Genomic DNA, 11683 nt, shown 5'->3' with positions numbered 1-11683 from the left:
GCCTACCGGTGCGGCCGCAGGGTCAGGCACTCGTGGCAGTGGCAGGGCTCCGGATGCGGCCAGTACGGTCCGGCGCCGGAGCGGAGATCCCAGGCGCGGTACTCCATGAGCACCGCGCAATCCTCCGCGTCCTCCTTGTCGGAGAAGACCGAGCCCTCGGCGATCCGCAGCACGGCGGGAGACCGTACGAGCACGGGCCGGAAGCCGTGCAGGTGGCGGATGGCCAGGTACGCACAGCGGTACCCGCGGCCGTGTCGTGGCCGGCCGACGATCTGGCAGCCCTCCCAGCCGCTCACCAGGTCGTGGACGTACACCTTCGCGCCGCCCTTGAACATCCTGGTGCCCGGGCGCTGGCCTTGGCCGCCCTCGCCGTAGCGGCGCCACAGGACCACGTTCGCGGCCGGCATCCAGACGGGTTCGAGCGGTTCGGCCGGTTCCCCGTCGCCTGCCGGGGTGCTCATGCCAGTGCCACCTCCACCCGGTCCTCGACGGGGGTGTAGCCCAGCCGCTGGTAGACGCCGTTGCTGGTGGGGTTCGCCAAGTCGGTGAAGAGCAGCACCTCCCGCGCCCCCGCCGCGTGCGCCGCCTCGGTCGCGGCGTACGTCACCCCGGCCGCGTAGCCGCGGCCGCGCAGCTCCGGCGGGGTGTAGACCGGCCCGATCCGGGTCACCGCGTCGACCGGGCGGAAGAACCCGGCCAGGGAGACCGGGGTCCCGGCGTCCTCCCAGAGCAGCATGCCCCCGTACGAGATCCGGTCGCGCAGGGCCTCCTCGGAGGCGGCCCCGCCCTCGCCTGACTCCTGTTTGAAGGCGGTCACCCACTCCAGGAGCAGCGGGAGGTCCGCCTCTCCGGCAGGGCGGGCCCGCCCTGCCGGGGCGGGATCGGGGGCGATGAGCCCGGCGAGCCGGTAGAGGCGGTTCTCCTCCACGACCTCGGTCGGCTTCCCCCAGGAGACGGCCAGCTCCCGCGCGTCCTCGCGGCGGGCGTTGAGCGCGTCGACCCCGGCGAGCAGCGGCTCGGCGGCCAGCGCGGCCCCCAGCTCCCGGACCGCCTCGGCGGGCAGCGCGCCGATCAGCAGCGGGTGCGGCGGGCACTGCACCACGGCGCCCGCGACCCGTCCGTCGGCCCCGGTCCACGAGCCGAAGAAGGGCGGCTCGGACCCGAAGGCGTGCGGGCCCCGCCGTTCCAGCGCGTCCATGGTCGTGAGCAACTGGGTGTTGGGCACGGGCTGCGCGGCCACGGCGGGGCGCACGGCGGCCAGCCAGGCCGTCAGGTCAGGGGTGAAGGTCCACGTCATGGCACATGATCACCCCGGTCCGGAGCGCGGTACACCCCCTTTTCCCGCCGGCTTCGCCGGGATCAGGGCTCCACGAAGCCGGCCCCGAGGTCCCGCAGCCGTTCGTGCAGCTCCGCGAAGACCGCCGCCGAGCGGTCGCCGGGCCAGTCCGCCGGGAGCAGCTCGCGCGGCAGGCCCGGGTCGGCGTACGGGAGCCTGCGCCAGGTGTCCAGGGCGAGGAGGTAGCCGCGGTAGGCGGCCTCCGGGGTGGGGACGGCCGGGTCCGCCCGCAGGGCGCGCAGGGCGGGCTCGTGGAGGTCGAGGAACTCCTCGTGCTGCTTGGCCAGCGCCGCCAGGTCCCACCAGCGGGCCACCGACTCCGCCGTCGGGGCGAAGCCCAGGTGGGCGCCCCGGAAGAGCTCCACGTACGCCGTCAGGTGCAGCCGCTCCAGGGTGTGGCGGGTCTCCCCGTCCAGGTGGGCCGGGGCGATCCACACGCCCGGAGCCACCGCGCCGAAGCCCAGCCCGGCGAGCCGGGAGCGCAGCAGGTGCCGCTTCGCCCGCTCCTGCTCCGGGACGGAGAAGACGGCCAGCAGCCACTCCTGGGACTCCGCCGGGCGGGCGGCCCCGTAGATCCGCCGGTCGCCGTCCTCCAGGAGCCGGTGGGCCTCCTCGGAGAGCTCGTACGCCGCCGCGCGGTCCCCGGTGCGCGCGGGCAGCAGGAAGCCGCGCCGCTTCAGCCGGGACACCGACGAGCGGACGGACGGAGCGTCCACGCCGGCCGCGCCCAGCAGGCGGACCAGCGCGGACACCGGGACCGGGCCCGGGAAGGCCCGCCCGTAGGCACCGTAGAACGTGACGATCAGAGATCGCGGGGTGTGCTGCTCGACCACGGCTTCACTCTAATTCGTGTCTTTGACCGGGACCCTCCTGATCGCGCAGCCGGAAGCGCTGCAGCTTGCCCGTCGCCGTCCGGGGCAGGGACGGCAGGAAGACGAAGGTGCGCGGGCACTTGTGCGGGGCGAGCTCGGTCCGCATGAAGGTGCGCAGGGCGTCCTCGGTGAGGACGGAGCCCTCCCGGGGGACCGTGTACGCGACCACGATCTGCCCGCGCCGCTCGTCCGGGCGGCCGACCACGGCCGCCTCCAGCACGTCGGGGTGGCGCAGCAGGGCCTCCTCGACCTCCGGGCCCGCGATGTTGTACCCCGCGGAGATGATCATGTCGTCGGCCCGGGCCACGTAGCGGAAGTAGCCCTCCGCGTCCCGGACGTAGGTGTCGCCCGTGAGGTTCCAGCCGTCCCGTACGTACTCGCCCTGCCGCGGGTCCGCCAGGTAGCGGCAGCCCACCGGCCCCCGTACGGCCAGCAGCCCCGGCACCTCGTCCGCGACCGGCAGCCCCGCCTCGTCCACCACCCGTGCTTCCCAGCCCGGCACCACGCGGCCCGTCGTACCGGGCCGGATGTCCTCGTCGGCCGCCGAGATGAAGATGTGCAGCAGCTCGGTCGCACCGATCCCGTTGATGATCCGCAGGCCCGTGCGCTCGTACCAGGCCTGCCAGGTGGCGGCCGGCAGGTTCTCGCCCGCCGAGACGCAGCGGCGCAGCGCGGAGAGGTCGTAGGCGCCCGTGTCGTACGGGCCCAGCGTGTCCAGCATCGACCGGTACGCGGTGGGCGCGGTGAACAGCACCGACACCCGGTGCTCGGCCAGCGCGGGCAGCAGCCGGCGCGGCGAGCCGTCCGCCAGCAGCAGTGCCGAGGCGCCGGCCCGCAGCGGGAAGACCACCAGACCGCCGAGGCCGAAGGTGAAGCCGAGCGGCGGACTGCCCGCGAAGACGTCCTCGGGGCGGGGGCGCAGCACCTCCCGGGAGAAGGTGTCGGCCACCGCGAGCAGATCGCGGTGGAAGTGCATGCAGCCCTTGGGGCGCCCGGTGGTGCCCGAGGTGAAGGCGATCAGCGCCACGTCGTCGGCGGAGGTCTCCACCGCCGGGAAGGGCCCGGAATGCCGCTCCGCCAGGCGCAGCAGGTCGTCCGGGTCCGCGCCGCCGTACGCGGTGATCCGCAGACCCGGCACCCCGGCCTTCACCAGGTCGTCCACCACCTCCGCCTGGCACAGCGCGTGGCTCACCCGGGCCATCGAGCACACCGTGGCCAGCTCCTGCGCACGCTGCTGGGCCAGGACGGTGACGGCCACCGCGCCCGCCTTCATCACCGCCAGCCAGCACGCGGCGAGCCAGGGGCCGGTCGGGCCGCGCAGGAGCACCCGGTTGCCGGGGACCACGCCGAGGTCGGTGGTGAGGACGTGCGCGAGCCGGTCCACGCGGGCGTGCAGCTCCCCGTACGACCACACCGTGCCGTCCGCGCCGCGGAAGGCGGGGCGGCCCGGGCCCAGCCGGGCGATGGTGGCGTCGAGCAGCTCCACGCCGCAGTTGAGCCGGTCGGGGTAGGCCAGGGCGGGGAGTTCGAAGAGCAGCCGCGGCCAGGCGTGCGCGGGCGGCAGGTGGTCGCGCGCGAAGGTGTCTCGGTGAGCGGAAGGCTTGAGCTCCAAGGCGGGTTCGCCCCCTTGCGACGGCCCGCGCCCCGGGTGGGGGCCGGACCCTGCGTATGGACTGTGGACCGAAGTGGAAGAGCCGGGCCGTGCGAACGCAGCACGAGCGTATCGTCATGGTGACGGGAGTCAACAGGACGCGATAGAGGCTGGGGCATACGGATGACCCGATTCACGGGATTCGCGCTCGGGACCGACCAGGAGGAGTGGTGCGCGCGGCTGCGCGCACTGGCGGCGGAGCGGCTGCGGCCGCTGGCCGAGAAGGGGGAGCCGGGCCGGGTCAACCGGCCGCTGCTCGCCGCACTCGGCGAAGAGGGGCTGCTGGGGCGGGTGTTCACCTCGGGCGCACTGGAACTGTGCCTGCTGCGCGAATCCCTCGCCTACGGCTGCACGGAGGCGGAGACGGCCCTCGCCCTCCAGGGGCTGGGCGCCTACCCGGTACTGCGCTCGGGCAGCGACGCACAGCGCGAGCGCTGGCTGCCCGGGGTGCGGGCCGGGCGCACGGTGGCGGCCTTCGCGCTGAGCGAGCCGGGGGCCGGCTCGGACGCGGGGGCGCTGGCGCTCGAAGCGGTGCCCGAGGGCGGGGGAGGGGATCGGGGCGGGGGCCCGGGTGACCGCCGGGGCTGGCGGCTCAGCGGGGAGAAGTGCTGGATCTCCAACGCGCCCGAGGCCGATTTCTACACCGTCTTCGCCCGCACCGGCGAGGGCCCGGGGGCCAAGGGGGTCAGTGCCTTCCTGGTGCCCGCGGACCGGCCGGGGCTCTCGGGGGAGCCCCTCGACATGCTCTCCCCGCACCCGATCGGCGCGCTCGCCTTCGACGGGGTCCCGGTCGGCCCGGCCGACCTGCTGGGGGAGCCGGGCCGGGGCTTCAAGGTGGCCATGGACACCCTGAACCTCTTCCGCCCCAGCGTGGGCGCCTTCGCCGTCGGGATGGCCAGGGCCGCCCTGGACGCGACGGTGGCGCACACGGCCGCCCGTACCGCCTTCGGAGGGGTACTGGGCGACCTGCAGGCCGTGGCGCACCGGGTGGCCGAGATGGCCACCCGGACCGAGGCGGCCCGGCTCCTGGTGTACGCGGCGGCGGAGGCCTACGACGCGGACGCGCGCTCCCCGCAGGTGCCGCGGCGGGCGGCCATGGCGAAGCTGCTGGCCACCGAGACGGCCCAGTACGTCGTCGACCACGCGGTACAGCTGCACGGTGCGGCCGCCCTGCGCCGGGGCCACCTGCTGGAGCACCTGTACCGGGAGGTGCGGGCGCCGAGGATCTACGAGGGGGCGAGCGAGGTGCAGCGCACGATCATCGCCAAGGAGCTCTACCGGGAGATGCGGGAGATGCAGGAGGCGCGGGGGGTGGGGGAAGCGTGAGTCCGGAGCGGATCAACCCGGAGGAGCTGTCCCCGGCGACGGGCTTCTCGCACGCCGTCGTCGCGAGCGGGAGCCGGCTGGTGTTCCTGGCCGGGCAGACGGCGCTCGACGGGGCGGGGAAGGTGGTGGGGGAGGCGCTGCCGGAGCAGTTCGAGCGGGCGCTGGCGAACCTGCTGGCCGCGCTGGCGGCGGCGGGCGGCTCGCCGTCCGATCTGGCGCGGGTCACCGTCTACGCCGTGGACGTGGCCGAATACCGGGCCTGCGTCGGCGAACTGGGCCGGATCTGGCGCCGGTTGGCGGGCCGGGACTATCCGGCGATGGCGGTCGTGGGCGTGGTCCGGCTGTGGGACGAGGCGGCGCTGGTCGAGCTGGACGGGCTGGCGGTGCTCCCGTAGGCCTTTTCGCTGGTGAGCACCGGTGCCTTTGACAGTGGGCAGGGGAGGGGGGAGGGTGGAATTGGCCCATAACGGAGTAATCCGGACCAATCAACCCTTCATTCTCGGAGGTGTATGACTATGCGCCGTGGGTTCATTGCGGCAGCCGTGGCAGGGGCCGCCGGGATCACACTCGGCCTGATGCCGGTCAGCAGTGCCTTTGCCTCGGGGCTGCCGCAGACGTACGACCGGTGTTCCGACTGGCGTGGGAACGACTGGCGCGGGGACGGCTGGTGGCGTGACTGCTGCGACCCCTCGCGCGGTAACGACCGTCCCAGCTGGTGCTGGGACAACAGCAACTGGGACAACGACAGTTGGCACGGCAACTGGCACAACAGCAACTGGAGCAACGACAACTGGGACCACGACAACTGGAACGACGACAACAACTGGAACGACAACGACAGCTGGAACCGTGACAACGGCAACTGGAACCGTGACAACGGCAACAACTGGCGTGACGGTGGCGGCGGCTGGAACGACGGCGGCTATCGCAACGGGAACAACTGGAACGACTGACTCACTCATTGACTGATTGACTCACTGACCGGCCGGCAGGCGCGAGGCCCGGGCGCGGTGAACCGCGCCGGGGCCCGCCCGCCCTCCTTCATCGGCCTGCGCGGACTGGCGGCCCGTGAGGCCTGTGCGGCCCGCTCAGCGGCCGCCCTCCAGCAGGTTCCCCATCCATTCCTCGATGCCCGCCACCGTGCGCGGCAGGGCGCCCGACATCAGCCGGGCGCCCTCTGTCGTGATCACCAGGTCGTCCTCGATGCGGACGCCGATGCCGCGCAGCTCCGGCGGGAGGGTCTCGTCGTCGGGCTGGAGGTAGAGGCCGGGCTCCACGGTGAGGACCTGGCCCGCTTCCAGGACCCCGTCCAGGTAGGTGTCCGCGCGCGCCTGCGCGCAGTCGTGCACGTCCAGCCCGAGCATGTGTCCGCTGCTGCACAGGGTGTAGCGCCGGTGCAGATCCCCCTCGGCGTTCTTGAGCACCCCCCACTCCGCGAGCCCCTCCGCGATCACCCGCATCCCGGCCCGGTGGAAGTCGCGGAAGCTCGCGCCCGGCCGCAGCGCCGCCATGCCCGCGTCCTGCGCGGCCAGGACCAGTTCGTACACCTGGCGCTGGACGGGGGAGAACCGGCCCGACAGCGGGAGGGTGCGGGTGACGTCCGCCGTGTAGAGGCCGTCGGTCTCCACGCCCGCGTCCATCAGGAGCAGGTCGCTCGCGTTCAGCCGGCCGTCGTTGCGGATCCAGTGCAGCACGCAGGCGTGCGCGCCCGACGCGGCGATCGTGTCGTAGCCGGTGCCGTTGCCCTCGGCCCGGGCGCGGCGGTTGAAGACCCCCTCGATCCACCGCTCGCCGCGCGGGTGGGCCAGCGCGCGCGGGAGGTCCCGTACGACGTCCTCGAACCCGGCGGTGGTGTGGTCGACGGCGAGCTGCAGCTCGGCCACCTCCCAGGCGTCCTTGACCAGGCGCAGTTCGGAGAGGGCGACGGCGAGCTCCGGGTCGGCGGCGGCATTGCGCCCCGTCGGGGAGCCCAGCGCGTCCAGGTGGGCGCAGCGGATGCCGGAGAGCCGCTCCGCCTCCGCGAGGTCGGGGCGGCGGCCGACCCAGAACTCCCCGTAGCGGCGGTCGCGGTAGAACTCCTCGTTGCCGCCGGTGCGCGGTGAGCGCGGGCGCAGGTAGAGGACGGCCTCGTGCCCGTTCGGGCCGGCCGGTTCCAGGACCAGGACGTGGCCGACCTGGTCCTCGCCGGTGAGCCCGGTCAGCCAGGCGTAGGCGCTGTGCGGGCGGAAGCGGTAGTCGCAGTCGTGGCTGCGGACCTTCAGCTCGCCCGCGGGGATGATCAGGCGCTCCCCGGGGAAGCGTGCGGAGAGCCGTGCGCGGCGGGCCGGGGTGACGGCGTACGAGGGGACGCGCGTGGCGTCCGGCAGCGGGGAGGCCGCCCAGTCCGACGCCATGAAACGGGACAACTCGGCTGACACCGGCAGGTCGTGACTGCCGATGTTGAGCCCGGTGGTGGGGCGGGAGGGGGTGTCGGTCACAGGGGCTCCCTCAAGAAGATGCGAACTGGTGGGCGCACAGGGCTTGTCAGTGCAATTTCACATTACTATGTTACAGCTCACATCGCGCCCCCTTGATCCACGCCCAATCCCCGTCGAACGCCGCGTGAAGCAGGGCAGTTCCGCACCTTCCCCACCGCCCCTCCCAGCCAGGAGTCCTTGGTGTCCCAGCACAGAGTCGTGCGCACGTCCCTCCTCTCCGCCGCCGTCGCGGTCACCCTCCTCGCCACGGCGGGCCAGGCCGGAACCCAGGCCACCGAGGCCGGCGCCCGCGCCGACGCTCCGGGTGCCACCGCGCCCGGCACCTTCGCCGGCTCCACCACGGCTCCCCTCGGCGGCGCCCCGGGCGCCGAGGCCGGTGCGAACCCGTTCGACGAGGTCGAGCACCTCGCCGACGCGCAGCAGACGGCCCCCGCGCCGGCCCCGGCTCCGGGCGGCCGGAACACGGGCGGCCCGGCCGTCACCGACGGCAAGGTGCCCGGCGCCGCCACCGCGCCCGATGCCGTGACCGCCACCAAGAGCGGCCGGCTCGCCGCCTCCGCCGCCCAGGGCACGGCCGCGGGCGTCCCCTGCACCCTCGACGGGATCACCGGGCTCACCCCGGAGCAGTTCGCCGACTTCCTCGCCGACCCGGCCGTCACCGCGGCCAAGGGCGGCTGCCTCTCCGGCCTCATCTGGACCTGGGACGCCCGCCTGGCCCCCGTCATGTCGGACGCCCACGTGCAGGCCGTCTCCCGCCGGATATCCGGCCTGGCCGCCTCCCACGACGGCCTGAACTCCTCCCATCTGGAGGAGATGTTCACCTACCTGCACGCCGTGGCCTACCACGACCACTCCCGCGCCGAGATCGACGTCACCGACGCCCCCACCGTCGACGCCATGCGCCAGGCCATCGCCGCCTTCGCGGGCGCGGCCCGCAGCTTCGACGCCACCGGCTCCAACGCCCGCACCCTGCGCGAGGCCCTCTACGCCGGCAGCGCCCCCGGCCTGCGCCACCACCAGCTCGGCCTGATCAAGAACGTGCTGGCCACCATGGACCCGTCGCACACCGCGACGCACCTGGACACCGCCTGGGCGGGCGCTGCGCTCGCGGCCCTCTCCGTCAACTACCTCGGCGTGTACAACAACGACACCGCGTTCCACGCGGCGGCCGCCGCCGACGCCCCGTACCGCGCCACCTTCAAGAACTTCGCGGCCTACGCCCACCTCAAGGGCACCGCGAACGCCTGGGTGGCGCGCGACGCCATCGCCGAGTTCGGCCGTTTCGGCCAGCTCGCGGGGCTGAAGGATGCCGTCACCGCCGACCTCGGCGCGCTCCTGGCCCCGGCCCGGGCCGCCTTCGGCGACGGCAGCGAGCCGTGGGCCAAGGCCGTCTCCTGGCTCAACTTCTACCAGGCCTGCAAGCCGTACGGGGTGTGCAAGGAGGACATCGAGCGGGAGCTTTTCCCGAACACCTACACGTACGACAGCGGCGCCATCAAGGTCCGCACCGCCCTCGACCGGGCCACCGTCGACCAGCTCTACTACGCGAGCAAGCAGGTCAAGACCCAGTACCACCGGGTCGTGGGCGCCGATCAGCCGATCGCCGGGGACACCAACACCACCCTGAACATCGTGCTCTACGCCTCCCGCGCCGACTACGTGAACTACCACCCGATCCTCACCGGCTACGGCACCAACAACGGCGGCATCTACATCGAGAACGGCGCCACCTTCTACACCTACCAGCGCCGCGTCCCGCAGGACTCCCAGCTCACCCTGGAAGAGCTCTTCCGCCACGAGTACGTGCACTACCTCAACGGCCGCTTCGCCGTCCCCGGCACCTTCGGCCAGGGTGCCTGGTACCAGGGCGACCGTACGACCGCCATGGACGAGGGCACCGCCGAGTTCTTCGACGGCGCGACCCGCGACAACGGCATCGCCGTACGCAAGTCCCTGATCAAGAGCATCATCAGCGACACGGCGGGCGGCGGCCCGCGCATGTCGGTGGACCAGCTCCTGCACGCCACGTACGCCAACGACGGCTTCCGCTTCTACGGCTACTCGGGCGCCTTCTTCGAGTTCCTGTGGACCGAGCAGCCCTCGAAGCTGCGGGAGATGTACGGGTACCTGCGGGCCGACGACCCGGCGGGCTTCGACGCCTGGCGGAACCGGATGGGGCGGGACGCGGCCGTCCAGACCGGCTACGACCGGTTCCTGGACGCCCAGATCGCCAAGGTCGACCAGCTGTTCGTGCCGAACACCTCCTTCACCCCGAACGCGCAGCTGCGCGACGCGGTGCTCGCGGACGTGAAGTCCACCTTCGCGACGGCCACGTACAACACCCCGGACTGCGTGGAGAACGGCGAGCCGGGCAAGCGCCGGTTCACCTGTACCGGCAGGATCACGGCGAACCTGAAGGACTGGCGCAGCGAAGACCAGAACTTCAAGGACATGTCCGAGACGGTCGACTACTTCATCCTGGACCGGGCGGGCGCGGCCTCGAACAACCTGGCCGACATGAACTGCTCCTTCGGGGCGCTGGACATCTGGACCAACCGGGTGGCGGGTACGTCGAGTTACAGCTGCGAGGGCCCGCTGCGCGGCTGACCTCGGCCGACCCTGTTCCCCCTTAGAGATATGTGACATATTACTGCCGTGCCCAGACACTTCCCGTCCCCGTCCCCGTCCCCGGACCTCGTGGTCATCGGTGCCGGCGTCGTCGGAGCCGCGTGCGCGTACTACGCGGCGCGCGCCGGACTCCGCGTGGCCGTCGTCGACCGCGGCCCGGTCGCCGGCGGCACCACAGGCGCCGGCGAAGGCAACCTCCTCGTCTCCGACAAGGAGGCCGGCCCCGAGCTGGACCTCGCGCTGCTCTCGGCGCGACTCTGGCGCGAGCTCGCGCTCGAACTCCCGGAGGGGATCGAGTACGAGGCCAAGGGCGGCCTGGTCGTCGCCGCGTCCGAGGCCACCGTGAAGGCCCTGGGCGGCTTCGCGGACGGCCAGCGCGCGGCCGGGGTCGACGCGGTCGAGGTGGGGGCGGGGGAGCTGCGCGAACTGGAGCCCCACCTCGCCCCGGACCTGGCGGGCGGCTTCCTCTACCCGCAGGACGCCCAGGTCCAGCCGGCCCAGGCCGCGGCGCGGCTGCTGGCGGCGGCGCCGGGTGTGGAGGTCCACCTCGGAGAAGAGGTGACCGAGCTGCTCCGCGGCCCGGCGGGCGAGCTGCGCGGCGTCCGTACGGCCCGCCGCGACCTCCTCGCCCCGGCCGTGCTCAACGCGGCCGGCACCTGGGGCGGAGCGGTGGCCGAGCTGGCCGGAGTCGGCCTTCCGGTGCTGCCCCGGCGGGGGTTCGTCCTGGTGACGGAGCCGCTGCCGAGGGTGGTGCGGCACAAGGTCTACGCCGCGGACTACATCGCGGACGTCGCGAGCGGGTCGGCGTCGCTGCAGTCCTCGGCGGTGGTCGAGGGCACCCCGGCGGGGCCGGTCCTGATCGGCGCCACGCGTGAACGGGTCGGCTTCGACCGGTCGCTGTCCACGGAGGCGCTGCGGCGGCTGGCGGCGCAGGCGGCTGCTCTCTTTCCGGTACTGGCGGACGTGCGCGTGCTGCGGACGTACCACGGCTTCCGGCCGTATCTGCCGGACCATCTTCCGGCGATCGGTCCGGACCCGCGGGTGCCGGGGCTGTTCCATGCCTGTGGGCACGAGGGTGCGGGGATCGGGCTGGCGCCGGGGACGGGGGTGCTGGTCGCGGGGTTCCTGACGGGGGAGGCTCCCGTCCTGGACCCGGCGCCCTTCGCGCCGGCCCGCTTTGCGGAGGCCCCGCGATGACCCCGGGTGCGGCGCCGTTGCCGGGGACCGGTCCCCGGACCCCTGCGCCTCAAACGCCGGCGGGGCTGGGGTGTGGCCGGCCTCGGTTTGTACGTGGTGGGGGCTGCGGGTGGGGGCCGGTGCCGGGGGCGGGGTGGGGTGTCGGCCTGGACTGCATGATTTAGGCGCCCTCTGCTCTACTCCGACAGGGCGCGGG

General features: G+C 73.4%; 10 protein-coding genes. 5 read left to right on the top strand and 5 right to left on the bottom strand.

Features of this window, described 5'->3' with window-relative positions:
- Positions 1-2: 2 nt before the first annotated feature.
- The 4 genes from ACFWBW_RS22465 to ACFWBW_RS22450 form a co-directional block, all read right to left on the bottom strand.
- Positions 3-461 (bottom strand): hypothetical protein, encoded by a 459-nt coding sequence (locus tag ACFWBW_RS22465; RefSeq protein WP_385375030.1) that lies wholly within the window; start codon positions 459-461, stop codon positions 3-5.
- A complete protein-coding gene (locus tag ACFWBW_RS22460; protein WP_385375028.1) occupies positions 458-1297 on the bottom strand; it encodes a GNAT family N-acetyltransferase in 840 nt (279 codons plus the stop codon). Before ACFWBW_RS22460 ends, ACFWBW_RS22465 begins: the two co-directional genes overlap by 4 nt.
- 62 nt (positions 1298-1359) lie before the next feature.
- Entirely contained in the window at positions 1360-2169 is an 810-nt protein-coding gene (locus ACFWBW_RS22455) for a PaaX family transcriptional regulator C-terminal domain-containing protein (protein ID WP_385375026.1), read from the bottom strand.
- A gap of 4 nt (positions 2170-2173) precedes the next feature.
- On the bottom strand, positions 2174-3820 hold the full coding sequence (locus ACFWBW_RS22450; RefSeq protein WP_385375024.1) for an AMP-binding protein: 1647 nt from the start codon (positions 3818-3820) through the stop codon (positions 2174-2176).
- A gap of 162 nt (positions 3821-3982) precedes the next feature.
- On the opposite strand from ACFWBW_RS22450, the gene ACFWBW_RS22445 reads away from it, so the two are divergent.
- The 3 genes from ACFWBW_RS22445 (at position 3983) to ACFWBW_RS22435 (ending at position 6138) form a co-directional block, all read left to right on the top strand.
- On the top strand, positions 3983-5185 hold the full coding sequence (locus ACFWBW_RS22445) for an acyl-CoA dehydrogenase family protein (protein ID WP_385375022.1): 1203 nt from the start codon (positions 3983-3985) through the stop codon (positions 5183-5185).
- Positions 5182-5580, top strand: a complete 399-nt coding sequence (locus ACFWBW_RS22440) for a RidA family protein (protein WP_385375020.1) — start codon at positions 5182-5184, stop codon at positions 5578-5580. Before ACFWBW_RS22445 ends, ACFWBW_RS22440 begins: the two co-directional genes overlap by 4 nt.
- Positions 5581-5760: 180 nt before the next feature.
- A complete protein-coding gene (locus ACFWBW_RS22435) occupies positions 5761-6138 on the top strand; it encodes a hypothetical protein (RefSeq protein ID WP_385375018.1) in 378 nt (125 codons plus the stop codon).
- Between the two features lie 135 nt (positions 6139-6273).
- Here ACFWBW_RS22435 and ACFWBW_RS22430 read toward each other — a convergent pair whose 3' ends face one another.
- Positions 6274-7662 carry an aminopeptidase P family protein gene (locus ACFWBW_RS22430; RefSeq protein WP_385375016.1) on the bottom strand — a complete coding sequence of 463 codons (1389 nt, stop codon included), beginning with the start codon at positions 7660-7662 and terminating at the stop codon, positions 6274-6276.
- Between the two features lie 180 nt (positions 7663-7842).
- On the opposite strand from ACFWBW_RS22430, the gene ACFWBW_RS22425 reads away from it, so the two are divergent.
- Both ACFWBW_RS22425 and ACFWBW_RS22420 read left to right on the top strand, forming a co-directional pair.
- Positions 7843-10269 (top strand): collagenase, encoded by a 2427-nt coding sequence (locus ACFWBW_RS22425; protein WP_385375014.1) that lies wholly within the window; start codon positions 7843-7845, stop codon positions 10267-10269.
- A gap of 48 nt (positions 10270-10317) precedes the next feature.
- Positions 10318-11487 carry an NAD(P)/FAD-dependent oxidoreductase gene (locus ACFWBW_RS22420; protein WP_385375012.1) on the top strand — a complete coding sequence of 390 codons (1170 nt, stop codon included), beginning with the start codon at positions 10318-10320 and terminating at the stop codon, positions 11485-11487.
- The last annotated feature ends 196 nt before the right edge of the window (positions 11488-11683 follow it).

The sequence above is a fragment of the Streptomyces sp. NPDC059957 genome (assembly GCF_042730015.1).
In the GTDB taxonomy this organism is placed as follows: Bacteria; Actinomycetota; Actinomycetes; order Streptomycetales; family Streptomycetaceae; genus Streptomyces.
The sequence above is the reverse complement of the archived record's forward strand: the minus strand, read 5'-3'. Positions and strand labels throughout refer to the sequence as shown.

What these genes read in the sequence shown, in the direction of transcription:
- ACFWBW_RS22465 (WP_385375030.1), bottom strand. Translation starts at nt 461, where the DNA reads ATGAGCACCCCGGCAGGCGACGGGGAACCGGCCGAACCGCTCGAACCC.
- ACFWBW_RS22460 (WP_385375028.1), bottom strand. Translation starts at nt 1,297, where the DNA reads ATGACGTGGACCTTCACCCCTGACCTGACGGCCTGGCTGGCCGCCGTG.
- ACFWBW_RS22445 (WP_385375022.1), top strand. Translation starts at nt 3,983, where the DNA reads ATGACCCGATTCACGGGATTCGCGCTCGGGACCGACCAGGAGGAGTGG.
- ACFWBW_RS22435 (WP_385375018.1), top strand. Translation starts at nt 5,761, where the DNA reads ATGCCGGTCAGCAGTGCCTTTGCCTCGGGGCTGCCGCAGACGTACGAC.